Raw genomic sequence first — 26,884 nt, forward strand, 5'->3', positions numbered from 1 at the left:
CGAAAATCTCGCCTCCTATCTACCTATACAAGTAATAATTATTTATTATATCAGTTTAAAGCCAATTTTTTCTATAGAAATCTCTAAAAATATTGTATACATACAAAAACTGTAGCTAAAATAACTGCTTCCAAGTATATAACTAAAACAACCTCTTCCAATTAGCTTATATAGAACTATCTGGAAGAGGTTATTCAAAACTATATAACACTCAAATTTACTTTTATTATTTAGTCAATAGAAATTAATTCATAGTTTTCATTGCCCATTTTCAAATCCCTCATAGCTTGCAACTGATGAAGACCATGGCGAGATTCGACTCGTTCTACTAAATCCTGCTTTTCATTAGCAGGCATAGACCATACTAAATCAATGCTTGCTTGATCTACAGCTAAAATATCAGTAGATGCTACAATACCAATATCAGAAATAGTGGGTTCCGCTGCCATAACACCAGCACAGTCACAATCTACTGACATGCGGCGCATTACATTTAAAAAGACAATGTGTTTACCAAAATAATCAACTATAGCTTTGCCTGAATCAGCCATCCGTTCCATTAAATGATCCTGCAGTGGCATTTCACCCCAAGCAGCGGCTTCCGGTGGCATAGGCCCTTCTAAATAGCCATGAACTTGTCGCTTACCCACTTGACCGGAAGCACAACCAATAGCAATATTCTTTAATGAGCCGCCAAAACCACCCATAGCATGTCCTTTAAAATGAGTTAATACCACCAAAGAATCATAGTCGGCTAAATGTTTACCCATGGCCACTTCTTGTAAATGTTTACCATTGCGAACTGGAAAATTCACATCTCCCTCTTCATCCAAAATATCAACTGGACAAAAGTCAAAACCATTAACTTTCAACGTTTCACGATGGTCTGCTGTCGTATAACGATCGCCACCATACATAGTATTGGTTTCCACAATCACACTATTGGGTATATGTCCTTGAAAAGCTTTTACCATATCACGAGGTAAAATATTAGGCCCATGTTTCTCGCCTGTATGTAATTTAATACCTACTTTGCCATAAATCCCTTCATTAATTCGATCATATAAAGCAATTAAATGTTCCGCATCAATATGCTTTGTAAAATATACTTTTGCTTTTGAAATACTATCATTTTGACTCATAGTCACACCTCCTATATTAGACTTGGCCGTTGTCAATTTAGAAAAACTAGGCAACAATACGCCACCAGCTGCTATCCCCGCCATTTTAAAGAAATTACGTCTCGATATCTTTCCCATTGTTCTCTCTCCTATAGTATACCTATCAAATGACTAAATTAAGTCTAATACCTCTAATAAAAATACTGTTTTATATAATTAGCATATACCTTAAAGTTGACTCTAAGTCAATAAAAAAGAACCTAAAGTGGAATTTCTCTTCTACTTTAGGTTCTTTTAAGGTTATTATATATATCCAGTCATAATACTATGTAATTGTAAAACAACATAAATACATATATTTACTTAATTTGCAGTTTTTAGCTTATTTACTATTTTTAACTTATTTATAATTTTTAGCCTATTTACAGTTTTACTTATTTACGGTTTTTAACTTCTTCTAAAATGTTAGCCAAGAAGTCGTCCCATTTAACAGCTCCTTTTTCACCTTCAGAGCGGCTGCGAACCGCTACAGTACCTTCTTGTTCTTCTTTGTCCCCTACAACTAACATGTAAGGCACTTTTTCCATCTGTGCTTGACGAATCTTGTAGCCAATCTTTTCACTACGATCGTCTAATTCTACACGAATGTAAGATTTTTTGAAAGCATCACGTAATTTTTGCGCATATTCTACATGTTTTTCGCTAATAGGCAAGATTTTTACTTGTACTGGTGCCAACCAAGTTGGGAATGCCCCCGCATAATGCTCAATCAAGATACCGATGAAGCGTTCCATAGAACCGAAGCATGCACGGTGAATCATGATTGGCTGATGTTTTTGACCATCTTCACCAATGTATTCCATTTGGAAGCGTTCAGGTAAGTTCATATCTAATTGGATAGTACCACACTGCCAAGTACGACCAATAGAATCACGAATATGGAAGTCTAATTTAGGGCCATAGAAAGCGCCATCCCCTTCGTTAATTTGGTAAGGAATTTGTTTCTCTTCAATTGCTTCACGAAGTGCATTAGTAGCCGATTCCCAAATAGCATCATCGCCCATTGCATTATCAGGTTTAGTACTCAATTCTACAGTATACGTTAAACCAAATTGACTATAAATTCGGTCAAAAAGTTCAATGACTTTAATCAATTCAGCTTTAATCTGAGATGGCAACATGAATACATGCGCATCATCTTGTGTGAAACTACGTACACGGAATAGACCATGCAACGCACCTGATAATTCATGACGATGTACAAGACCAAGCTCAGCCATACGAATTGGGAAGTCACGATAAGAATGCATATCATTTTGATAAACCAAGATACTACCTGGGCAGTTCATTGGTTTAATTGCATAATCTTCTTCATCAATCATAGTTGTATACATATTTTCACGGTAATGGAACCAGTGACCCGATTGTTCCCAAAGTTGACGATTCAAGATAATAGGCGTACGAACTTCTTCATAATCAAAGTCATGGTGTACTTCACGCCAGAAATTTTCTAATTCATTGCGAAGCGCCATGCCTTTTGGTAAGAAGAATGGGAACCCAGGGCCTTGTTCTTTAATAACAAAGAGACCCAACTCTTTACCTAATTTACGATGATCACGACGAGCTGCTTCTTCTAATAAATGTAAGTATTCTTCTAATTCTTCTTTCTTTTCAAAAGCAGTACCATAAATACGTTGTAACATTTTATTTTTTTCATCACCACGCCAGTAAGCACCAGCTAAGCTCTGCAATTTGAAGGCTTTAACTTTACCAGTAGAAGCTACATGTGGACCGGCACAAAGATCAAGAAACTCCCCTTGACGATACATAGAGATTTCAGCATCAACTGGTAAATCTTCAATTAATTCTACTTTATATGCTTCATTCTTTTCTTTGAATAATTTAAGTGCTTCATCACGAGCAATCAATTCTTTTTCAATAGGGAAATTAGCTTTCACAATTTTCTGCATTTCTGCTTCAATTTTTGCTAAATCTTCTGGCACCAATACATGTTCCATATCAATGTCATAATAGAAGCCATTTTCAATCGCTGGACCAATAGCAAGTTGTGCTTCTGGCCAAAGGCGTTTAATAGCCTGTGCCATAATATGAGACGCACTATGGCGTAAAGTGTCTTTACCACCTTGCTGTTCAAATGTCAAAAAGCTAACATGAGAACCATCTTTTACGACTTCCCGTAAATCAGTTAACTCACCATCTACATCAGCGGCTAATACTTTCTTCGCTAAACTATTGGATAATTGTTTAACCGTTTCTCCTAAAGTAGTGCCCGCTGCATAAGAACGTTCACTGTTGTCAGGTAAAATAATTTTTACTTCACTCATGGGGATTCCTCCTTAGAAATCAGCTACACCGGCGGGACACGTTGTAACTCACATTATATACATTACTTAATTCCAAATCCTGCCTACTAAAGAGCTAACGCTTCACTTAATAGGCTTTGACTCAAACATCAAAAAAGACCTTCATCCCGACAAGGGACGAAGGTCTCGTGGTTCCACCCTAGTTAGTTATCTCCATAGATAACTCACTTTACTGTCGATAACGCCTACTCGCGGATTGGCATACTCTAGTTCAACCAATCGGTTTGAAGGGGGTAACACGCTAACTTGTGTAAGATGGTCACAGCCCAGCCATCTCTCTCTGTCACACAGTGGATTAGGTATCATGTCCTTCGCTCTACCTGTTTCATTTGATGTATACACTGTACACCAAAAATCGTATGGTGTCAATACTCATTGTGTACAATTTATTAATTTTTTACAAACTAACTATACATTAAGACAAACTAGCCCTTTTATCGCCTAGTGTATCTGCTAATTACTTTAATTTAAAACTCATTCGTATAGGATTCCAAAAAGGTTAATTCTATATCTAAACTAGCTAATACTTGACGTACTAAAGGTTCTGTATCAGGCGTACAACGAACCATACAAATCCCTTCCGCTCGTTGTAAAGTCGTCATAACGCCTAAATACTCGTATCCTTCTAATATACGATTTACATAATTTGTCTCCGCTGGTGAAATCTTAAAATATACATAAGCTTCATCCAAAAGTCGTCTCTCCTCACCTGTAATACAGGCCCTATTGCCCTTTAACTTTACATTTACGACGCATCATCGCATACTCTTCTAATGGTGTATCAATGTATAAGCGCACCTTCATCTGGGCATGTGGAGCCACTGTAATTTCATTTCCATCTTCATCAGTCATCTTTGTAATCACATGATGAACTAATTCCCCATGAGGCTGACAGAATTCTACTTCATCCCCTACTTTGAAATTATTACGCTGCTCTAGATATGCATACCCTTCCTCAGCATTATACCCTTCAACAAGACCAATAAAGTCATGAGTCTGTGTATTACTAGAAGCACCATAATTTTGCGCCGTTTCATCTGGTTTTTCTACAGAAAAACCTTCCGTATATGGACGATGAGAAATTTTTTCTAATTCTTCAATCCATTCTGGTTTCACTTCATAATGCGCTGGATCTGCTAAATAGGTATCTACTGCTTCACGATATACTTTTGTTACGGTAGCTGCATAATGAACACTCTTCATACGACCTTCAATTTTCAAACTATCTACGCCTGCTTCTACCAAATCAGGAATATATTTTAATAAGCAAAGATCTTTTGAGTTGAAAATATAAGTCCCATGTTGATCTTCTTCAATCGGATAGTATTCACCAGGACGATTTTCTTCTACCAAAGAGTATTTCCAGCGACAAGCCTGGGTACATTGACCTCGATTAGCATCACGAGTCGTAAAATAATTACTTAATAAGCAACGACCAGAATAGGAAATACACATAGCGCCATGAACGAAGGCTTCAATCTCAATATCAGCGGCCTCTTTCATAGTTTTAATGTCAGCAATACTCACTTCACGAGCTACTACAACACGGCTTGCCCCTTGTTCTTTCCAAAATTCAGTCGTTAAATAATTCGTTGTATTCGCTTGCGTACTTACGTGCCGTTCCAAATTAGGTGCTACACGCTTAGCGAGCAAAAAGATACCTAAGTCAGCTACAATAATGGCATCTACACCAATAGACTCTAGGAATTTCAAATAATCTTCTAAACCTACCAAATCTTCATTGTGAGGAATAATATTACATGTAACATAAATCTTTTTACCATGACTATGTACAAAATCAACAGCTTCTTTTAGCTGTTCATTACTAAAATTTGAACTGCTAGCACGCAAACCAAAAGATTGGCCTGCACAATATACAGCATCGGCGCCATAACGAATGGCCATTTTTAATTTATCCATATTGCCAGCTGGTGACAATACTTCAATTTGTCTATTCATGTATTACTTATTACCTTTCCAAATACTCACACTCATACCATCTCCTAACGGATAAATGGTCGTATTAAATTTCGTTTTATCTTCTACGACAGCTAAAAATTCACGCAGTCGTTTCACAATTGTCTTATATCGATGAGGTGCCTCTTTATCGCCTCGCACATATCCTCTAAAAAGAACATTATCAGCTAATACAACCGCCTGCGGTGACAAATGAGGCAAAATGAGTTCTAACTGCCGCCCATATTGACCCTTAGGGCCATCTAAAAAAACTAAATCAAAGTGGCCGGTTAATGAAGTTAACACTTCATTAGCATCTCCTAAGTGCAATGTAATATTATCTTTATAAGGTGACTGCCCTATATAATACTGCGCCATGCCATGTCGCTTTTCATCTAGTTCTATGGACACTATTTCAGCATCTGGGGCTGCATGTTTAGCTAATAATAAGGTAGAATAACCAATAGCAGTACCTACTTCTAACACTCGATTAGGTCGGTATAAGCCAATGAGTTCTTCAAATAAATGTACTTCTGATTCACGCAATATGGGCACTTTATTAAGAACTGCATAAATGCGTTGTTCATTTAAAATCTCTTTAATCTCCATAAACTACAATCGCCATTACTCTCCATAAATAGATTCAACTACTTGTAAATGTTCTTCATAAGTTTTAGTAAAGTGATGGTGACCTTCCTTATCTGCTACAAAAAATAAATACTCTGTGCTTGGTGCATTAAGCACAGCTTCCATAGATTTCATGCCTGGATTCGCAATCGGTCCTGGCGGTAAGCCCTTATTAAGATATGTATTATATGGACTTGGCAATTCCGTATCCTCAATGGATAAATGAGGCTTTGGATACCCCAAAATATACTGAATGCTAGCACAAGATTGTAAAGGCATACCAATTTGCAAACGTTTTAAAAATACGGCCGCAATAATAGGACGATCTTCATCAAACATAGCTTCTTTCTCTACTAAGGAAGCAAGTGTAATGAATTCAAAAATAGTCATATTCTTTGCCGCAATTTGCTCCCGTATAGCTGGCGTCAATTGTTTATTGAGTTCACCTGCCATACGCTTTAAAATATCTTCTGGTGTACTGTCCACAGGGATTTCATATGTATTAGGGAATAAGAACCCTTCTACACGATAATCTACCTTGCTAGGTCCATACATATATTGATAAGGTACATACGTTTTAGCCGTTTCTAAGAAAGCCATCTTAGAAGCAAGCCCATCTTTTTCTAATTCATCTGCAATCTGCTGAATAGTATACCCTTCAGGAATTGTTACTTTAATAGTTTGTAACTTTCCTTTTTGCAATAATTTAATCACATCTCGTAGACTAGCATTTTGTGGAATTTGATAATAGCCTTGTTGTAATTTATCTACGGAACCAGTAAGACGCAAGGCTAAGCGGAAGGTAGTAGGCGAGCTAATAATCCCCTTCTCATATAACATATCACCAATTTCAGCACCTGTTTGATCCTTATTGACCGTAAATACCACATCTTGAGGCTTTTTTACCATACTATTGGGTTTTAAATAGATAACGGTGGCGGCGATGCAAAGGATAAGTAGTATTCCTAATACAGAAACTCCTATCCACTTCAATCGTCTGCTCATAAACAATCTAACTCCTTATAGTTAACAATCACAATCTTATAAACACTAACTGTTTATAAACAGGCGAAAGAGGGGCTAGGCCCCTCTTTCCCTAAATTTTAATACCTAATTATTCTTCGTCAAGACCTGCTTCATAAAGGGCCAATACGCTTTCAAATTCTTCATCTGTAGGCGCTACATATACATCTTCGCCATCTTCTTGATCGATGCGAGCAATGATAACTTCTGGTTCTTCATGGCATTTACAGCCAGGTTCACATTCTTCTGGTGGCAAAGAAATAAGAACTGCAAATTCTTTACCTTCATGGTTGATGATCATATCTTCTTCATAATACATTTCATTGCCTTCGCCGTCATCAATGACCACTACCGACATTTCGCCTTCATACCCTTGTTCTACCATGAGGACCTCCTTACTATTACTACAAATAGCCGGTTTCACGGCTCTAACAAATACAGCCAACAACGACCATTATCGCTGCCATTTGCGACTATCTAAATACCCCTGTAATATGACAACGGCTGCCATTTTATCGATTACTGTTTTACGTTTCTTACGGCTTACATCCGCAGCAATCAACGAACGCTCTGCCATAACAGTAGAGAGTCGTTCATCCCAAAACGTTACAGGTGTAGCAATGACTTCCTGCATCTTTGCAACAAATTCTTCCGTCTTAAGTGCACGGTCACCTTTTGTCCCATTCATATTTTTAGGCATCCCCACTACAAGTTCTTCTACTTCATATTCTGTAATGAGTTCTTGTAATCGCTGAAAATCCTTTTCTAAGGATGTACGACGAATTGTTTCAATTCCTTGTGCCGTCAAATATAAGGCATCACTGCATGCCACACCGATAGTCCGACTACCCACGTCTAATGACATAATTCTCATATTACAGTTTCTTAGCCTTTACATATTCTACAACAAGCTCTTCAATCAATTCATCACGATCTAAGCGACGAATCATGCTACGAGCATTATTATAGCTCGTAATATAAGTAGGCTCGCCCGAGATAAGAAAACCTACAATTTGTTCCACAGGATTATATCCCTTTTCTTGTAAAGCGTGATATACATCACGTAATACTTCACCAGCGGAAGGAACATCATTTACTTTTTGAAACATCATAGTTTCGTCTGATACACTCATGCAAAAGCCTCCTTTGCAACGGTATAGTCACTGTTCCTAAGAACAGATCAACTATACACAGAATGATTAATGGTTATCTTTATTTTACCACAATTCTATTTTACCATAGATAAAATAGTTTCTTTACCTTTTTCTAAGGCTGCGCCTAAAGCACTTGCCTCTTTACCACCAGCTTGTGCCATGTCAGGACGGCCACCACCATTACCACCAGCCGCTTGTGCCGTAGCTTTAACAATGTTACCTGCATGGAAACCAGCTTTAACGGCATCTTTAGTAGCCATACACACAAAGTTCACCTTATCTGCGTTTTTCATGCCTAATAAAACAATGCCAGAACCTAATTTATCACGAACCATATCCGCCGTGCTACGAAGTTCATCCATATCAGCAGCCTTCACTTCAGCTACGGCTACTTTAAAGGCACCCGCTTCAAATGTACTATTTAAAATAGCATCTAAACCACCAGACATTAACTCTTTACGAGCCGAACCTAATTCATGTTCTAATTGTTTTACTTCCTCTACAATTTGTTGTGCTCGTGTTACCACATCTTCAGGTTTTGTTTTAAGAATCGTTGCTACTTCACGAAGCTGTCCTTGTTCTTGTTGAGCTAATGCTAATGCTGCTTCACCAGTTACCGCTTCAATACGGCGTACACCAGAACCGATACCACCTTCTGACAAAATGCGGAACGTGCCAATTACAGCTGTATTCACAACATGTGAGCCACCACAAAGTTCTACACTAAATTCAGGTACTGTAACAACGCGAACACGATCGCCATATTTTTCACCAAAAAGTGCCATAGCACCAAGCTTCTTAGCTTCATCCATGGACATTTCTTGAATTGTTAAACTGCTTGCTTTAAGGATTTCACCATTAACTAAATTGGTAATCTGTTTCAACTCTTCAGCTGTTACCGGTGAAAAATGAGTAAAATCAAAACGCAAACGATCTGGCATCACTAAAGAACCTGCTTGATTTACGTGACTCCCTAATACTTGTTTCAAAGCCGCATGTAATAAATGGGTAGCCGTATGATTACGCGCCATCGCTAAGCGACGAGTCGTATCTACTTCAAACGTAACCGTATCACCAACTTGTAAACTACCTTCTACAATTGTACCTACATGATATGTTGTACCTTCTGGTAATTTACGCGTCGTATGCACTTCCATTTTACCCATAGGCCCTACAATAAAACCAGAATCACCTAACTGACCGCCCCCTTCTGCATGGAATGGCGTAGTACGAACAATCAAAGTAATTTCCATACCATCAGAAGCGCTATCTAATCGAGTAGCCCCTTCACCAAGCATAAGGACCTCAGAGGAAGTCGCTGTTTCATCATCACTTAACGCTTCATCACGAAGGAATGTAATATCTGGAGTAGCTACTTTAGCATCCACATCTTCACGAGCAGCGCGAGCACGAGTCCGTTGTTCTTCCATGGCCTTTTCAAATCCTGCCATATCAATGATTAGGCCTGCTTCCATAGCAATTTCTTCAGTTAATTCCCAAGGGAATCCATAAGTGTCATATAATTTAAATACTTCAGCACCCGGTACTTCTTTCGCATTCTTTGCTTTTAAATCAGTAATTAAAGCACTTAATAATTCAAGCCCCTGCGCTAATGTCTGATTGAAACGATCTTCTTCATTAGCTACTACACGTTTAATGAAGTCATGTTTTTCAGCTAAGCCTGGTACACCAGAACCTAAAATATCAATAACAACATCAACTAAATCCGTTAAGAAACGACCTTCAATGCCTAGTAAACGACCATGGCGTACAGCACGGCGTAAAATACGACGCAATACATAACCACGACCTTCATTAGATGGTAACACGCCATCACTAATAAGCACAGAAATAGCGCGCACATGGTCCCCAATAACCTTCAAGGACACATCTGTATTAGCATCCGTATGATACGTCACTTTAGCCATTTCAGCTGCTTTTTCAATAATAGGGAAAATTAAATCTGTTTCAAAATTGCTTTCTTTATTTTGTAATACAGAGGCCAATCGTTCAAGACCAGCACCAGTATCAATATTTTTCTTTTCTAAAGGCACGTATTCACCTTCAGCTGTACGATTAAACTGCGTGAATACAAGGTTCCAAATTTCAAGATAACGATCGCAATCGCAACCTGGTGCACAATCTGGTTCACCACAACCACGTGCTTCACCAAGATCGTAAAAAATTTCACTATCAGGACCACATGGGCCTTCGCCAATTTCCCAGAAGTTATCTTCTAAACGGCTAATATGATCATCTGGCAAGCCTAATTCATTATGCCATACATCATACGCTTCTTGGTCATCTGGATATACCGTAACATATAAACGATTTTTATCCAATTTAATCACTTCTGTTAAAAATTCCCAAGCCCAATGAATGGCTTCTTTTTTGAAATAATCGCCAAAGGAGAAGTTCCCTAACATTTCAAAGAAAGTATGATGACGCGCCGTGCGTCCTACATTTTCAATATCCCCTGTACGAATACATTTTTGACAGGTCGTTACACGTGTACGTGGTGGTACTAACTTACCTGTAAAAAATGGTTTCAATGGTGCCATACCAGCCCCAATTAGTAACAAAGAGGGATCATTTTCCGGAATTAGGGAAAAACTATCTAAGATTAAATGTTGTTTACTTTCAAAAAATTTTAAATAAGCCTGACGCAGCTCATTACCCTTCATGAGTTCAGCCTCCTAAATAAATACGATTACTCCTTATTATACTTCTTTAAACCTATATTTGTCTATCTTTATCGGGTCCCCTTAGCAACAGCTAACGCAAATGTAAAAGCATAGCCTAAAATAGCAACTAATACGATAGTACCACCAGGCGCCAAATCAAATTCAAAAGCAACTATTAAACCAAGAATCACACTCCCCATTGAATAGGCTTCGCTAAGTAATAATGTTTTAACAAATCCTTGGCGCCACAAATGAGCCGCTGCGACCGGTACAATCATAAGAGCCCCAATAAGTAAAATACCAACAATCGTCATTCCCATAACAACTACAAGAGCTGTTAAAATAGCAAACAACATATTAATACGGGCTACTGGAATCCCTGCGGTAATTGCAATTTGTTCATCAAACGCTGTAAATAATAATCGAGAGTAAACCACATAGACCATTATCGCCACAATGACAGCTACAATGGCAATTGTCATAATATCCGCTGTCGTTACCGTTAAAATACTACCAAACAAAAAATTCAATAATCCTGTACTTGGCATTTTAGTCATGGTGGCAAAAATAACCGCCAACGCTAGCCCTGTATAGAAAAATAGCGCTAAAATCATATCCGTATACTGATTCTGGCGTCGCCGAATCAGTTCAATACCAATGGCCGTTAATACGGTAAGCGCTGCGGCCCCTAACGGTGGATATATTTGTAATAAAGAGGCACCCGTTACCCCAGCAAAGGCTACATGGCCTAACCCTTCACTAAGTAAGGATTGTCGTTTAATAACAATAAACGTACCTATAAGAGGACACATAAGAGCTACAATTACACCGGCCAGAAACGCTCGTTGCATAAATTCATAGGAAAAAATATCCATCTTAACCTCCTATATGCCAAGCTAAGGCGGTGCCCATATGGCTCTCTAAAAAACCTTGACTATTGCCATCATAACAAACATGACGATTAACACAAACGACTTGATCCGCTACTTTGCAAGCATCTACAATATCATGTGTTACCATAAGTATTGTCATGCCTTCATCACACAACGTTCTTAACAAGGTCATAATATGCTCACTCACTTGATAATCTATCCCGCTTGTAGGTTCATCTAATAACAAATATTTAGGATGTCTAGCCAAAGCCTGGGCAATCATAACACGCTGTTGTTGGCCCCCGCTTAAATCGCCAATACGCCGATGGGTAAACTCCGCCATTCCCACTTGTGCCAAGGCCTCATGAGCTAATGCTTGTCGTTCTTTCCGTTTAATCCCTTTAATGCGCAAGCCTAATTCCACAATTTCCCCACAAGTAGCAGGAAATTGAGCTGCATTCTTATTGTAGATTTGGGGCACCAGATGAAGTAAACCCAATCGTTGAGCCGTTTGAACATCATGACCATCTATCATCACACTGCCACTGGCAGGCTGCAATAATCCAGCGACTAAGCGTAAAAAAGTTGTTTTACCAGCCCCATTAGGTCCTACTACAATAGTAAATTGTCCTTCAGGAATAGTTACACAAATATCCATTAGGGTGTTTTCTTGTTCATAATTAAATTTCACATTGTTTAAAGCAATTTCGCCCATGAAATACTCCTTGTGCTCTATAGGCTAAAAGAGGAGGCTAGGGCCTCCTCTTCATATATACCTTAAATTACACGTTTTGCTCCAATATAACGTTCGCCCCAATAGCCATCATTAATATTAGCTATGGTCACACCACGACTAGACGTAGCACTGATGAATTTACCTTCACCAACATAAATACCAGAATGAGATACGCCTTGTTCATAAGTTTGGAAAAATACCAAATCACCAGGTTGCAAATTATGCTTGCTAATTGTTTTACCTACCGTATACTGCTCATCAGCACTCCGCGGTAATGTAATCCCTGATTTAGCAAATACATAGCGAACATAACCAGAACAATCAAAGCCACTTGGTGTAGTACCGCCAAATACATAAGGCACACCACTATAGCTTTCAGCTTCTTTCAAAATAGTCCGAACTGACTTTGGTACATTCTCGGTTTTAGTAAAAATAAAATCTGGCTCAATAGGATCTAATAAAATAGACGAATCATGGCCCTTATTCTGATTATTTTTACCATTTACCTTCTTCAGTTCTTTAGTCGTTTTATTATCCTTTTTAGATGATTGTTTCTTAGTAGCTTTTGATGACTCTGCTTTTTTACTATCACTAGTTTTCACAGCATTTGCATTTTTACGACTAGCCGCCATTTCGGCCGCAATTTTTTCATCAGACATACGTCCTAAACTAGCTACCGTCTTTTCGTTCAATGTCTTCCCCATTAATTTCTTATAAGTAGTCGCATCTAATACACCATTAACAGGTAAGCCATTATCACGTTGATATAAACGAACAGCCCATTTAGTGTTCGCATCATATTCGCCATTAAGACGAGCATTATAACCAGCCGCAATCAGTTTCTTCTGAATCGCTGGAATATCGCCACCCTTAGCACCATAAGTATACCCAGTAGCACTCACTATCCAATGAGATCCTACTACGACTACCATAGCCGCTGCTAAGGCGACTTTTCTTTGAATTGATTTCATAATTTCATCCTCAAACTAATTCTGAGTACAGACCTTACTTAATCAGTTCTGACTCTTATAGTCAAACTGTTCACTCTTTATTATATCATAAAATATAGAGTAATGACTATATCCTACTAAAAAGCCGTTATTGCTTATCTTTGTAATCCTCGCAATTAAAGCTATCACGCACCCAATATAAAGGCCGGTGTTTAACTTCTTCGAATACACGTCCCACATATTCACCTATAATACCTAAGCCAACAAGTTGTACGCCACCAAGAAAGAATATAGCAACGCCTAAGGTAGCCCAACCGCTCACAGCAGAATCGGTAAAAAAGTGAACAAATAAAATATGCAAAATCATAATCAAACTAAGTAAACCTGACAAAAGGCCTACATAAAAAGCTGCTCGCAATGGTAATTTAGAAAAAGCAGCAATTCCATCTAACGCAAAATGTAACATTTTACGCACACTAAATTTAGATTTACCAGCAAAACGAGGGGGCGCTACAAAGTGAATTTCTGCCTGATTATAGCCAATGTCACCGACAATACCTCGTAAAAATCGACCATGTTCCCTAAAACGTAATAGTGTATTTAAGGCCTTACGATTCATAAGGCGAAAATCAGAGCCACCTTCCACAATAGGCACATTAGCCATTTTATTCATTAATTTATAATAATATTTAGACGTAAAAGCTTTTGCCCAACTTGCATCTTCTGTAGAGTCACGAATTGTACGAACTACATCATGGCCGTCTTCCCATAAACGAACTAATTCAGGAATTAGCTCTGGTGGATGTTGCATATCACCATCCATAGTAATCACAGCATCCCCTTTAGCATAGTCAAGACCGCAAGTAAGTGCTAATTGATGACCAAAGTTACGAGCCAATAACAATACTTTAACGGCTTTATCTTCTTCTGCAATGTGTTTAAGCATTGTTGCCGAATCATCAGCTGAGCCATCATCTACAAAGATGATTTCCTGTTCATAAGGTAACGTATTTAACACGGCTTTAACAGAACTATAAAATTTTTTAATATTTGCCTCTTCATTATATACGGGCACTACTACTGACAATAACATATACTGCCTCCGTTTCCTTGATTGCGACTTCATTTTACTAAATTTTTAAAACTTTGGCAAATAAACAGAGCTTAAATAAAATATAAATCAACAGTCCCTACCTGACTAAACACGAACAACTAAAACATTAACAGGAAAACCTTAGTGCCTAAAAAACAAAAACAGTTGAATGCGACAAAATCAGCACTCAACTGTTTGTATTATTTCCTATAAAATGTACCAAGTGACTCTAAGAACAACGATCACTTATATCACAGCTTAAAAACTAAGATTATATACGACATGGCCAATTACATTTTTAACAGGCACAGGCCCTATAAAACGACTATCACTAGAGTGATTACGATTATCCCCCATCACAAATACATGACCTTCAGGAATGACAACCGGTGCCGTTTGCGTATAATTCATGCTAGGTTCCTTCGTATATGGTTCTTCTAACTCTTGGCCATTACGCCATACATGACCATTTTTAAACTCTAAAGTATCGCCAGGTAAACCAATAACACGTTTTACCCATGCATCGTGACGTTCGGCTGATTTACTAAATACCGATAAATAATTAGATACTACATCGGTTACATCATCTTGCCAAGTTCGTTCTCGATTAACCCGACTATCAATAATAACTATATCACCATAGGTAGGCATATTACCACGTACATGATCCCATTTAGAAACAACTAAGAAATCACCATTATGAAAAGTATCTTCCATAGACTCTCCAGATACACGAGTAATTTGCCCGACAAATAAATGAACAACAATGGCTATAGCCAATGCAATAATAATAGCATATAACCACTCGCCTACTTCATGTATGATTTGTTTACCAATTGTTTTTTCTTCTACCATATAACTTTCTAGCTATTTACTAAATACGCCAATTTGTAAATATATTGCTAGACTCCTTTCTTCAAAGAACCTAATGCTAGATGATTAATGAATAGTCTTCTTGCCAAACTGCCCACCAAATACATCGTGCACATCGGTAATCGTAATAAACGCATTTTCATCTTGTTCATAGACAATATCTTTCATCTTTGTGATTTCCAGACGCGTCACTACTGAGTATAACACTTTTTTAGGTTCTTTTGAATAGCCACCTTCACCGAATAAAACAGTAACGCCACGACCTAGGCGATGCATCAACACTTCGCGAATTTCATCAGGACTATCTGTAATAATCATAATCCCTTTCGATTCTTCAAGACCGGTAATGGTCATATCCATCATCTTGTAAGCTACAAAGTACGCAATTAAGGAATACATAGCACTATTCCAGCTATATACAAAGCCCGCAGCCCCTAAAATGAATAAGTTACAAATCATTACAATCTCACCAACAGAGAATGAACTTTTCTTATCCATAATAATAGCTACGATTTCTACCCCATCAAGGGAGCCACCATTACGAATAATAAGGCCTACCCCGATACCTAAAATAACACCGCCAAAGATAGACGCCAAGAACGGATCAATATCCGGTGGTGTAATCGTATGCATATATAAAGACATAATTGAAATACATACAACACCAAATAGTGTAGCTACCGTAAAGCTTCGGCCAATCAACTTATAGCCAACGTACAAAAACGGTAGATTAATCAGTACTAGATAAATACTAAACGAAATACCTGTTAATTCAGCCGCCATCAAGGCTAAACCAACGACACCACCGTCGATAATACTCTTAGGTACCAAAAGTACATCTAGTCCAAAAGTATATATAGCGGCACCAATCACAATCCATATATACCGAATTAAAATATCTTTCCAAGTTAATTTTTGTGCTTTTTTATAAGCAGCCATCATTTGTCCCCTTTCTCTTGTTGTCAAACATCCTACATGCTACTTACGCATGTTTATGTAAATTAAAAATATATTGCTCACCAATAATCCAAGCTGTAAAATCATCAACCGGTACTGGTGGATATAACATACCTTTAGGAATGAGTCGCTTTAAACCTTTTGGCCGATGAAATTCAAAATAACGTTTTCGTGCCAGCTCTGTTGTATGAGCTTCCTCAGCCAAATAAGCTGGTATACCTAACTTGTTGCCCAATGTTTCTATAATATGAAACACATGTTTATGATTGGTCCCATTGCCACAAATCAATTCTACAAGTTGTGCTGCATATTGACTACTAACTGCTAATAAATGAGCCTCTAATTCTGCTGTCGGATAAATCGCTTTTTCCACCAAAGCAGCCTCGTCATAAGTCATAATGGCAACGCCACTTTTTTCCCGACCAGGATCTACAGCCAACAGCAATCTTTGTATTGGTTTCGACTGAGTATACTCCCTTGGCTGAGTCAATCGCTTACTCATCGTTGCCCGCCTCCCATCACACTAAAATTCCCATAAAAAATGCTGTCGGTAGCTAAGCTATCGGCAGCATTTAATCTGTTCCGGCATAGTAATCACTGAAAATACTGCACTCGCTATAGAGCATCTCCAAACTCTAAAAATGAATATTTTCGATATACTTATTATACCATAAAGTCAACAATACTTAGTTACTAATTTTAATTCTTTCTATGACTTTTGCGCATAAACAATCAGCTATTCTGGACTAATACGCAATTCAATTTGCACTGGTCCAGTTGTATACGTATCCTCTCTAACGACAGCTTCTAAACGAACTGAACCTACCATACGACTTAATTCTCGAATAGTATCAAACAATTCGTCCCCTGGCATAGACCCTACATCACCACTTAATGGATCTGGTAAAATGCCTTGTGTTTTTGCTTGACTATTTACGTCTTTTAAGAAAGATAAAACGGCAAATTGAGCATCATCCCCACCTTGTACCGTCGTCGACCAAATGACATCCCCCTTATCATACACTTTACGATATGGGTATGCATGAATTTCAGCCAAGGCTGCCTCGCCATAAATAATATTCGCGGCTGCCGTTATACGAATTGTCATTGGTTCCGATGCATTAGCAACTTGTTTAGCCACTTCTTCCAAATTAGAACGACTCACATAAATAACAGCTCTATTTTCATCAATGCCTAATCGACGTAGAATTAAACCATTCGTATCATTTAATACATTCGTAATCGCTTTAGCACTTTCTTCTTCATTAAGGCCCGGACGAATTAAAGCACCACTTAATACTTCACCTACACGAAATAATACTGTCCCTTCGCGCACATGTGTAATCCCTTCTTCCAACCGTTTAGTTGTCACTTTTAAATCTTCAATATGAGCTTCTAATTCCTGCTTAGTGCTTTCTAAGGCCTTCACATCATTAGCAGACTGTGCCAAGCGAGCATCAGCTTGCCGATACGCTTCTTGAACAGAAATCAATTCTTCACTCATAGAATTACGAGCAGCTCGAGCTTCTTCTAACTCTTCTTGCGTAGCCTGCACATCTTTACGCATAGTATTTAATGCAATCGTCTTTTCACTAAGCTCTTTTTTACCCGCTTCTAATTCTTTATTTTTGGCCGCCACATCGCTATTTAACTGATCCATCTCAGCTTGCAACTGTTCCATACCAAATAAAGCCGTACGAACATTTTCAGAAGCAATCGCTAAAATACCAAGAGTAAAAGCAGAAATAAGTATCCCCGTAATAATGGTCATTATAATCGAAGTATGCTTTGGCCGTAACCCAAAGATAGACATACGTTTCTTGCCAATTTTGGTACCTAATTTATCACCAATGAAAGCAATGGCCCCACCCATGATAGCGATAATTAAAATAATATTCAAACCCACTAACATACAAGGCTCACTCCTTTCTCTTACTCATAACTAATATATATAATACGGTACTGCATATATTATGCTTAGTTTCTATTGTACTCTATTTTCAAAAAAAGAAAAAGTGAATTACTATGAAAAAAGTATTATTTATCACAAAAAGCGACCTTAACTTCACTTGTCAAGGTCGCTAATATCCATATATTCTTATTTAGAAACTTTCCAATTTAGCCAAAGCCCTGCAATAATACCCAACGTGTCAGGAATAACCGCAGCAACTACTGGTGGCAAAGCACCGCCTTTACCGAGTGCACCAGTAAAAGTCATAATGCCATAGTACACAAAAATAATCAATACACTAAGGCCAAAACCAATAGAAGAACTAGAGCGTTGCTTCTGTAAGCCTAACGGAGCCCCTACTAACGCAAAAACAAAGCTAGCAATAGGAATCGTAAAACGTTGATACATTTCCATTTCCCATTTAGTAGATTTTACATGACTAGCTTTAAGGGCTTTAATTTGTGCACGCAATTCCTTAATTGTCATTTCTTCAGGATCTCGCTGTTCCTGTGAAATTTGATCAGGGTCCTTAGCAATTGGTAAGACTTGATCTTTAAAACGTAGCGTTCGTTCAATTCCATTACCATCAGCGGCTAAATCATAAATAACACCATCATGCATAACCCAATATGTACCATTCCATGTCGCATTTTCCGCATGTTCAATCTGTGTTACATTACCATTGGTAAAAAGCTGAGCTGTCACCCCTGTAATTAATTTGGTGTTAGAATCATATTTTTTAGCATACATAAGAGTGCTTATCTCATCACCCTCCATGGTTTTTAATACAATATGTTCCTGCGCCGGTGGTTCTGCTTGCTTTTTAATTTCATTCCGAATAATGTTCTGATACGCATGATTAGCTGCTGGTACAACATATTCATTAAAAGCAATAGCGCCAATAGAAATGAAGAAAGCAGCAATATATACGGGCATAGCTAATCGTAAAAAACTAAGGCCACCTGCCCGCATAACAATAATTTCACTAGTCCCACTTAATCGGCCAAAAGCGAGTAAAGAAGCCAACAGTACCGCCATTGGAAATGTAAGTACCACAATACTCGGCAAGGCTAATACAAAGGCCCGTGTAACAGCCCATAAAGAAGCACCATACTCCGTAATATACTGAGCAATCCGGAATAATGTGCCCGTTCCTACGAAAATACTGGTAAATGCAAAAATCCCAAAAAGAAAGGGGCCAATAAAGCTTTTCAATATATATTTATCTAATATACGCATTCTTATATCACCTAGCCCCTATAAATTAAAACTATCCCCTAAGTAATGTTTACGAGCAACTGGACTATTAGCAATTTCATCGGCTGAACCTTCTAATAAAATTTTACCATTACTTAAAATATAAGCTCTATCAACAATCCCTAAGGTTTCACGCACATTATGGTCTGTAATAAGAACACCAATGCCTCGCTCTTTTAAATGTCGAATAATCGATTGAATATCAGCCACTGCAATAGGATCGACCCCAGCAAATGGTTCATCGAGTAGAATAAAACGTGGTGCTAATGCAATACAACGAGCAATTTCTACACGGCGTCGTTCACCACCCGATAGTTGCATACCTTGTCGATGTCGAACATGCTCAATATGAAACTCTTGCAGCAAAGCTTCTACAGTCTCTTCAATTTCTTTTTTGCTTTTTTCTGTTGTTTCAAGCATAGCACGAATATTATCTTCTACCGTTAAGGAGCGAAATACAGAGGCTTCCTGTGGCAAATACCCAATTCCCTGATCAGCTCGTTTATACATAGGCATATGAGAAATATCTTTGCCACCAATAGTAATGTTACCATTGTTGGGCTTTTCAATTCCTACAATCATATAGAATGTTGTCGTTTTACCCGCTCCATTAGGGCCTAATAAGCCGACAACTTCACCTTCTGCTACACGCACACTAACGCCATCTACAACATTACGACCTTTATAGGTTTTTACTAAATCCTTCGTTTCAATAAACATCAAGGCTACTCCTTACTGTTGTGGCGTAATGACTAAGGTACTGCGACCACCGACAGTTTGTACTGAATTATCTTTCATTTCTAATTTTAATTCTGGTGCATTAAGCACATTACCATTTTGTACGGCATGAGCATTACCAGTTAAGTAAGCCACTCCGTCATCTTGTCCTGGAGTTTGTGTATACACTGCATTATCAGCGCTAGCATCTAAATTATGTTTAGCACTATGCAATGTTACATTCCCCTGTGCCGTTGCACGAATCTGACCTAACCAACCTTCAATATAATCACCAGTAAGAACAGCATCATCCATAACTAATTTACCATGACCACGGGAAGTACCATATTCAGTCTTAGTATTATATGTCACAATATCGCCAAAAACTTGTTTATTTTCTTTTTGTAAGCGTACATTTCCTTTAGCTTCTAACTGTTCATTATTTGTACTATGTAACTCTTGAGCTGACATAGAAGTATCTGTACCAATCATACTAATCCCACCTGTCAAGCGAGCTTCTTGTGTCTTAGTATTATACCAGCCTTCTTTACCAGTCATTGTCTTATCTTCATTAATAATCACTACATTGCCTTTAGCTTCTGCTAATCCACTACTACCATTGTATTGTAATACATCAGCGGTAATTGTCATATTGGATGTAGCTGCCCACACTGGTACAGCCAAACTAGCCACTAAACTTGTAATAGTCATTACTTTTGACAATTTCATTCTATGAGTCCTCCCATCACTTTCTAACCAATTTAGCATGTCCGTGAGCTGTTACTATATTAAGTACTGTATCAGCTTCTAACTTATCACCAGTTACCGTTGCTTCCTGATTAGTAAAGGTAAATGGAGTTTCTGACGTTAATTTCTTCGTCTTATTATCAAAAGCAATTGCTTCTGTAGTTAATTCAACATCAGCACCATTAGTCCCTTTTACACCACCGGCTAATTGAAACTTACTATGATCACCTGTCATATAGCCCCGTGGTGCTGTAACAACTAATGTCTTCTCGCCATCATAAAAAGTACCCTCCATATTAGTCAGGTATACTTCCTTTGTTTTAGGATTAACCTTAATCTGTTCAGCAGTTACTGACCAAGCGAGTTTTCCTGCTTGCTCTTCAGTAATGGTAGAGCCTTCAAAACTAACTAAATTCTCTTTTGGCTGTGTAGGATCTTCTGCTATTTCATCACTACTAATTAAGAAAATCCAAACAAAAACACCAATGAGTAACGCCACAATGGCTACACCTAAGATTGTTTTCTTATTCTTTAGCATGTACTGCGTCCCTCACCTTCAATTTCTCATCGATATCAACAATTTCATGGAGCTTAGTATTCCAACGATGCTGAAACCAAAGCCATTCGGTTGGATGTTGACGAATAAACTCTTCCGTTACTCGCACGGTAGCCTCTGTTAACCGATAAAGATCCTCCGCTTCATGGCCTGTATCTTCATAATATAAAGGTGGTAAAATTTCTACCACATGACCAATCCCATTCGCTTTACGATAGGTAAAAACAGGCACAACAGGGGCTTTAAATTTCTGAGCAAACGTAGCCGGCCCTGTGACAGCCGACGATTCTTGCCCTAAAAATTCAACAGGCAAGCCTTGAATATAACCATCTTGGTCTGCTAAAAAACCTAACAATTTCTTTTGTTTCATGGCCTTTACAGCCCGAATCATTTCAGAACCACCACGCGCAAATACTTCTAAACCTACCATCTCACGATATTCATTAAGCAAACGAGTTACTTGTGCATTCGGTTGTTTCTTTACAATTGTTGTCGATGGATAACCATAAGCCGCTAAAGAAGCGCCCATCCATTCCCAATTGCCTACATGCGCGGTTAGAATGACCACGCCTCGTTGCTCTGCTAAAGCTTTATCCAAATATTTTAAACCGTGCATTTCAATATGCTCAGTAATAAACTCTTTCGTTAAATTCGGCATGTACAAAATTTCTAAAGCAGACCGCCCCAAATTCTTGAAAAGTTCTTCCAAAATTTGTGAAGCTTCCGCTTCTGATACATCCATGCCTTTCATTACATTATAAATACCTCGTTTTTTTTGTTTTTTCCCTACGAGTGAATATAAAGGTCCTAATGTCGCCCCTATACGAAGTATCGTGCGATACGACAGCTTACAAGTCAATGCACTCAAACCTTTTAATAATTTGTATTGCCACTCATTTGACATACCGTACGTACCTCCTTTCGCTACTGACCTTGACTATATATTTCATTTCTATAATCATCAACTAATTGGTCCCAACAACCTTCTTTTTTAAAAATATATTCGATAGCTTCACGAACGGCGCCATGACCACCGCTCTTAGTTGCTATAAATTTAGCAACTGCCTTTACTTCCATCACACCATTTGCTGGTGTCATAGGAAAACCTACCAGGGAAAGGGCCCCTAAATCATTGAGATCATCACCCATATATGCCATTTCATCAGTATCAATGCCTAATTCGACAGCTAATTCTTTAATCGCTTCTGTCTTATTATGACAGCCCATACGGACAAAATCAAATTTTAATTCTTTGGTACGACGATCGACCATTTCAGAATGACGCCCCGTAATAACAGCTAGTTTCAAGCCTCCACGACGAGCTAAGGCTAATCCAAGTCCATCTTGGGAATTAAAAACTTTAAGTTCATCACCCTTGGCCGTATAAATAATACCGCCTTCAGTCATAACTCCATCCACATCTAGTATTAAGCATTTTATATTCATTATACAATACCTCGACGTAATAAGTCAGTAAGATGGACAATGCCTAAACAATGTTTATTATCGTCCACAACTGGCAATACGGTAATTGGACGGGGCTGATTTTTTTCCATTAAATGCAATGCTTCTGCTGCTAGTTTATCTTTAGTAATCGTTCTAGGCATAGGTGTCATCATATCTTCCACAGGCCATTCTAAAAAATTACTCCCTGCATCTAACCCACGACGAATATCACCATCCGTAACAAGGCCTAATAAACGACCATCTTCATCAACTACATTGGTAGCCCCTAACCCTTTTTCTGTCATTACAAAAAGAGCATCACGTACTGTAGAGCCTTTATAAACCATCGGATTATCTTCACCGCTATGCATAATATTTTCTACGGTAAGCAATAATTTACGCCCCAAAGATCCACCGGGATGGAAAATTGCAAAATTTTCAGGCGTAAATTTATGACGATCTAATAAACAAACTGCTAAAGCATCACCCAAAGCTAACGCTACTGTAGTACTAGTAGTCGGTGCTAAACCTAACGGACAAGCTTCCCGCTCTACTTCTACTAATAAAACAATATCAGAATTCTTAGCCAATGTAGAATTATGTTTACCCACTACACTGATAAGACGTGCACCAATACGACGTAAAGAAGGCAATAAACTAATGACTTCACTGGTTTCACCACTATTAGAAAAAGCAAGCACAATATCTTCCGATGTAACCATGCCTAAATCACCATGTACCCCTTCACCAGGATGCAAAAATAGCGCTGGCGTCCCCGTAGACGCTAATGTAGCCGCTACTTTACGAGCAATATGACCTGATTTACCCATGCCAGTACATACTACACGGCCTTTAGAATTCAAAATCATATTGACAGCTTCTGTAAAATTACTGTCTAAGGTGGTAATTAGTTTTTCAATCGCCTGCGCTTCTTCATGAAGCACTTGTGCTGCTTGTTCTAAAACATTCATGGATGATCCATCCCCTCTATTCGTCAATTAACCTTTTACAATTTTATCAATGGCCACTAAGTCTCGTAACATAGCTTCTAAATCATCTAAGCGCACCATATTCGGTCCATCAGATAAGGCTTCTTCAGGATTATCATGAACTTCCATAAATAAGCCATCTACCCCGGCAGCTACAGCGGCCCGCGCTAAATTAGGTACAAATTCACGTTGCCCTGAAGAACTTGTGCCAGCACCACCTGGTAATTGTACACTATGCGTAGCATCAAAGATTACAGGATACTCAAAACTGCGCATAATAGGGAAGGAACGCATATCCACCACTAAATTATTATAACCAAAAGTAGCACCTCGTTCAGTCAACATTAAATTCTGATTACCCGCTTCTTCTACTTTTTTCACTACATTACTCATATCTTTAGGTGCTAAAAATTGGCCTTTTTTTACATTAACACATTTACCTGTTTTAGCAGCCCCATATACTAAATCGGTCTGACGACAAAGGAACGCAGGAATTTGTAAAATATCAAGCACTTCAGCAGCTGGTTCAATCTGTTCTACCGAATGAATATCACTAACAATCGGTACTTGTAATTCCTTTTTAATATGACTTAAAATTTTAAGTCCTTCTTCAAGGCCAGGACCGCGGAAAGAACTAAAGCTAGAACGATTTGCCTTATCAAAAGAAGCTTTAAAGATATAGGGAATGCCCACACGCTCACAAATCTCTTTAGCGCGACGGCCAATATTTAACGTACGTTCTGGATCCTCAATCACACAAGGACCCGCTAATAAAAATAAGCCTTTACCGCCACCAAGGGTTAAGTTACCAACTTTTACTTCTTTCATGGATGTCTCCTTCTTATTATCACTGTATATCAAACAAATAATAGTGTTGTTAGCCCAACATTACGATTCCTTCGTTTTAAAAATCGCATTAACAGCTTCTAAATCTTCTGGTGTATCTACTCCAATAAAACGCGCTTCCGTTTTAATCACACGAATAGTAACCCCATTTTCTAAAGCTCTTAGTTGCTCTAACGATTCTGTCAATTCGGCCGGTGTTGGCGCTAATTGGGCAAATTCTAACAAAAATTCACGACTATATGCATAAATACCTATATGCTTTAATGGTGGATTTACAAAAGCATGCCGCGGATAAGGAATTAAAGACCGTGAAAAATACATGGCCTCGCCTTTTAAATTACACACTACCTTAACCGCTGACGGTTCCCCATATTCAGCTTCTTTTAAAGGGGCACCAACCGTCGCCATTTTTAAATCCAAATCAGTTTTAAATAGAGCGCCTAATTCATCAATCAAAGAGGCTTCTATTAAAGGTTCATCACCTTGTACATTAATAATAACATCAATATCAGGATGTAATTGTGCTACTTCTGCAAGCCGATCAGTACCGGTCAGATGATCAGTGCTTGTCATAACCGCAGTACCACCAAAAGCAGTAACCACATCAGCAACACGTTGGTCATCCGTAGCTACAATAATAATATCAGGCACAGTAGCTTTAGACACTTGTTCATATACCCGTTGAATCATAGGTTTACCAGCAATATCAGCTAACGGTTTGCCTGGCAAGCGTGTGGATGCATAACGAGCTGGGATAACACAAGCGATTTTCATACTGCAGCCTTCTTTCCAACCTGACTAATATAGGTTTTAAATACATCTTCCCCTTCAGTAAATTCAATACCGATAGGAATGACAAATACAGGAATTTTCAAATCATGGATAGCCGAGAGCTGACTGAGCTTAACTGCATCTTTCTCTGTTGTTACGATGGCATTAGCCCCCTTAGCAAATGCTTCACTCCACATCCGAACTACATCATCCGTTGAGTATTCATGATGATCACCAAAGTCTAAACTATGACACACTGTATAGCCTAGAGATGTAACTGTATAACGGAATGAATCTGGTTGTCCAATGCCACTAACTGTTAAAAACTTAGGGTCATCAATACCTACTGGTGCTGTTTGTGGCAATTCATTACGTTCCCAAGAAGCTAACGTTTGAATTCCCAGCGGTTTATGCACCGTACTCATAATCGGTGCCTGTGGTGCCCATTTTAGAAGTTGTTGCTTAACACCAAATAAAATATCTTTTGGCACTTGATCTGTTTTAGTCAATACAATAATATCAGCACGCTGTAATCCCACTAAAGGTTCTCGTAACAGCCCTCTTGGCAATACATGATTATAACCAAATGGATTAGCCGCATCAATGAGAACAATGTCTAAATCACGGTTTAATTGGCGATGTTGGAAGCCATCATCTAATACTAGTATATCACTCCCTAACGTAGCCGTCGCTAATTGTGCTGAATTTACACGTTTACGACCAATAACTACACTGGTATGGCCTAAACCTTTGCCAAGGAGCCAAGCTTCATCACCACTCACTGCCGGAGTAACTTCTAAACGGCCACGCCGTGACACTACAATAGTTTCTTCGTTATCTTTAGCACGATAACCACGACTCAAAATAGCGGGTGAATAATTAGCGGTTTCTAAATACTGACAAATATAACGGACCATAGGTGTTTTACCAGTGCCACCAGCAGTAATATTTCCAACGCTAATAACAGGTACGGTAGCACGGATTACACCACTTTTATCATCAAATTTCTTATTCCGTTGTTTTACACCTTGTGTATAAACCGTACTTAACACGCCTAATCCAGCACGAGCTATACTAGCTAACGGGCCTCTCGCTTTACCACTGACTATATGTTTAAACAATTGTTCCCCATTCATGAGCTCTACCTCCTTTACCACAGTTATGCACAACATGA

General features: G+C 38.4%; 28 protein-coding genes. All 28 read right to left on the reverse strand.

Annotated elements, in window-relative coordinates; all coding sequences use genetic code 11:
• Positions 1 to 230: 230 nt before the first annotated feature.
• The 28 genes from DYE54_RS03835 to lpxK all read right to left on the reverse strand — a co-directional run bounded on the left by DYE54_RS03835 (position 231) and on the right by lpxK (position 26,846).
• The gene (locus tag DYE54_RS03835; RefSeq protein WP_115309994.1) at positions 231 to 1,259 is read right to left on the reverse strand and encodes a DUF362 domain-containing protein; all 1,029 of its coding nucleotides are present in this window, start codon (positions 1,257 to 1,259) and stop codon (positions 231 to 233) included.
• Between the two features lie 296 nt (positions 1,260 to 1,555).
• A complete protein-coding gene (gene thrS / locus DYE54_RS03840) occupies positions 1,556 to 3,466 on the reverse strand; it encodes a threonine--tRNA ligase (RefSeq protein ID WP_115309995.1) in 1,911 nt (636 codons plus the stop codon).
• A gap of 506 nt (positions 3,467 to 3,972) precedes the next feature.
• Positions 3,973 to 4,197: a DUF4911 domain-containing protein gene (locus tag DYE54_RS03845; protein ID WP_115309996.1), complete on the reverse strand. Its 225-nt coding sequence runs from the start codon at positions 4,195 to 4,197 to the stop codon at positions 3,973 to 3,975.
• Positions 4,198 to 4,228: 31 nt separating this feature from the next.
• Positions 4,229 to 5,464, reverse strand: a complete 1,236-nt coding sequence (locus tag DYE54_RS03850; protein WP_115309997.1) for a peptidase U32 family protein — start codon at positions 5,462 to 5,464, stop codon at positions 4,229 to 4,231.
• A gap of 3 nt (positions 5,465 to 5,467) precedes the next feature.
• Positions 5,468 to 6,070: an O-methyltransferase gene (locus tag DYE54_RS03855; protein WP_115309998.1), complete on the reverse strand. Its 603-nt coding sequence runs from the start codon at positions 6,068 to 6,070 to the stop codon at positions 5,468 to 5,470.
• A gap of 15 nt (positions 6,071 to 6,085) precedes the next feature.
• On the reverse strand, positions 6,086 to 7,093 hold the full coding sequence (gene mltG / locus DYE54_RS03860) for an endolytic transglycosylase MltG (protein WP_115309999.1): 1,008 nt from the start codon (positions 7,091 to 7,093) through the stop codon (positions 6,086 to 6,088).
• Between the two features lie 109 nt (positions 7,094 to 7,202).
• The gene (locus DYE54_RS03865; RefSeq protein WP_115310000.1) at positions 7,203 to 7,496 is read right to left on the reverse strand and encodes a DUF1292 domain-containing protein; all 294 of its coding nucleotides are present in this window, start codon (positions 7,494 to 7,496) and stop codon (positions 7,203 to 7,205) included.
• A gap of 69 nt (positions 7,497 to 7,565) precedes the next feature.
• On the reverse strand, positions 7,566 to 7,985 hold the full coding sequence (gene ruvX / locus DYE54_RS03870; protein WP_115310001.1) for a Holliday junction resolvase RuvX: 420 nt from the start codon (positions 7,983 to 7,985) through the stop codon (positions 7,566 to 7,568).
• A gap of 1 nt (position 7,986) precedes the next feature.
• Positions 7,987 to 8,244, reverse strand: a complete 258-nt coding sequence (locus DYE54_RS03875) for an IreB family regulatory phosphoprotein (protein WP_115310002.1) — start codon at positions 8,242 to 8,244, stop codon at positions 7,987 to 7,989.
• Positions 8,245 to 8,339: 95 nt separating this feature from the next.
• A complete protein-coding gene (gene alaS / locus DYE54_RS03880; RefSeq protein WP_115310003.1) occupies positions 8,340 to 10,949 on the reverse strand; it encodes an alanine--tRNA ligase in 2,610 nt (869 codons plus the stop codon).
• Between the two features lie 68 nt (positions 10,950 to 11,017).
• Complete coding sequence (locus DYE54_RS03885; protein ID WP_115310004.1) at positions 11,018 to 11,824, reverse strand: metal ABC transporter permease; 807 nt, start codon at positions 11,822 to 11,824, stop codon at positions 11,018 to 11,020.
• A gap of 1 nt (position 11,825) precedes the next feature.
• Positions 11,826 to 12,536 carry a metal ABC transporter ATP-binding protein gene (locus DYE54_RS03890; protein WP_115310005.1) on the reverse strand — a complete coding sequence of 237 codons (711 nt, stop codon included), beginning with the start codon at positions 12,534 to 12,536 and terminating at the stop codon, positions 11,826 to 11,828.
• 62 nt (positions 12,537 to 12,598) lie between these two features.
• Positions 12,599 to 13,528 (reverse strand): C40 family peptidase, encoded by a 930-nt coding sequence (locus DYE54_RS03895; protein WP_115310006.1) that lies wholly within the window; start codon positions 13,526 to 13,528, stop codon positions 12,599 to 12,601.
• A gap of 127 nt (positions 13,529 to 13,655) precedes the next feature.
• Entirely contained in the window at positions 13,656 to 14,600 is a 945-nt protein-coding gene (locus tag DYE54_RS03900; RefSeq protein ID WP_115310007.1) for a glycosyltransferase family 2 protein, read from the reverse strand.
• 258 nt (positions 14,601 to 14,858) lie between these two features.
• Positions 14,859 to 15,455: a signal peptidase I gene (gene lepB / locus DYE54_RS03905; protein WP_115310008.1), complete on the reverse strand. Its 597-nt coding sequence runs from the start codon at positions 15,453 to 15,455 to the stop codon at positions 14,859 to 14,861.
• A gap of 84 nt (positions 15,456 to 15,539) precedes the next feature.
• Positions 15,540 to 16,412, reverse strand: a complete 873-nt coding sequence (locus tag DYE54_RS03910) for a YitT family protein (RefSeq protein ID WP_115310009.1) — start codon at positions 16,410 to 16,412, stop codon at positions 15,540 to 15,542.
• Positions 16,413 to 16,455: 43 nt separating this feature from the next.
• Positions 16,456 to 16,932, reverse strand: coding sequence for a hypothetical protein (locus tag DYE54_RS03915; protein WP_115310010.1), 477 nt, complete (start codon positions 16,930 to 16,932; stop codon positions 16,456 to 16,458).
• A gap of 234 nt (positions 16,933 to 17,166) precedes the next feature.
• Positions 17,167 to 18,342 (reverse strand): DUF3084 domain-containing protein, encoded by a 1,176-nt coding sequence (locus DYE54_RS03920; RefSeq protein WP_115310011.1) that lies wholly within the window; start codon positions 18,340 to 18,342, stop codon positions 17,167 to 17,169.
• 186 nt (positions 18,343 to 18,528) lie between these two features.
• Complete coding sequence (locus tag DYE54_RS03925; RefSeq protein ID WP_115310012.1) at positions 18,529 to 19,620, reverse strand: LptF/LptG family permease; 1,092 nt, start codon at positions 19,618 to 19,620, stop codon at positions 18,529 to 18,531.
• Between the two features lie 18 nt (positions 19,621 to 19,638).
• Positions 19,639 to 20,358: an LPS export ABC transporter ATP-binding protein gene (gene lptB, locus DYE54_RS03930; RefSeq protein ID WP_115310013.1), complete on the reverse strand. Its 720-nt coding sequence runs from the start codon at positions 20,356 to 20,358 to the stop codon at positions 19,639 to 19,641.
• Between the two features lie 12 nt (positions 20,359 to 20,370).
• Positions 20,371 to 21,084: an LptA/OstA family protein gene (locus tag DYE54_RS03935; protein WP_115310014.1), complete on the reverse strand. Its 714-nt coding sequence runs from the start codon at positions 21,082 to 21,084 to the stop codon at positions 20,371 to 20,373.
• 16 nt (positions 21,085 to 21,100) lie between these two features.
• Entirely contained in the window at positions 21,101 to 21,640 is a 540-nt protein-coding gene (gene lptC, locus DYE54_RS03940) for an LPS export ABC transporter periplasmic protein LptC (RefSeq protein ID WP_115310015.1), read from the reverse strand.
• Positions 21,627 to 22,562 (reverse strand): lysophospholipid acyltransferase family protein, encoded by a 936-nt coding sequence (locus DYE54_RS03945; RefSeq protein ID WP_115310016.1) that lies wholly within the window; start codon positions 22,560 to 22,562, stop codon positions 21,627 to 21,629. The genes lptC and DYE54_RS03945 overlap by 14 nt, the downstream gene beginning before the upstream one ends.
• 20 nt (positions 22,563 to 22,582) lie before the next feature.
• Positions 22,583 to 23,104, reverse strand: coding sequence for a KdsC family phosphatase (locus DYE54_RS03950; protein ID WP_115310017.1), 522 nt, complete (start codon positions 23,102 to 23,104; stop codon positions 22,583 to 22,585).
• A complete protein-coding gene (locus DYE54_RS03955; protein WP_115310018.1) occupies positions 23,104 to 24,075 on the reverse strand; it encodes a KpsF/GutQ family sugar-phosphate isomerase in 972 nt (323 codons plus the stop codon). Before DYE54_RS03955 ends, DYE54_RS03950 begins: the two co-directional genes overlap by 1 nt.
• A gap of 27 nt (positions 24,076 to 24,102) precedes the next feature.
• Positions 24,103 to 24,921: a 3-deoxy-8-phosphooctulonate synthase gene (gene kdsA, locus DYE54_RS03960; RefSeq protein ID WP_115310019.1), complete on the reverse strand. Its 819-nt coding sequence runs from the start codon at positions 24,919 to 24,921 to the stop codon at positions 24,103 to 24,105.
• 60 nt (positions 24,922 to 24,981) lie between these two features.
• The gene (gene kdsB / locus DYE54_RS03965) at positions 24,982 to 25,713 is read right to left on the reverse strand and encodes a 3-deoxy-manno-octulosonate cytidylyltransferase (RefSeq protein WP_115310020.1); all 732 of its coding nucleotides are present in this window, start codon (positions 25,711 to 25,713) and stop codon (positions 24,982 to 24,984) included.
• A complete protein-coding gene (gene lpxK, locus DYE54_RS03970; protein WP_115310021.1) occupies positions 25,710 to 26,846 on the reverse strand; it encodes a tetraacyldisaccharide 4'-kinase in 1,137 nt (378 codons plus the stop codon). The genes kdsB and lpxK overlap by 4 nt, the downstream gene beginning before the upstream one ends.
• Positions 26,847 to 26,884 lie beyond the last annotated feature (38 nt).

The sequence above is a fragment of the Veillonella criceti genome (assembly GCF_900460315.1).
Taxonomy (GTDB): Bacteria; Bacillota; Negativicutes; order Veillonellales; family Veillonellaceae; genus Veillonella_A; species Veillonella_A criceti.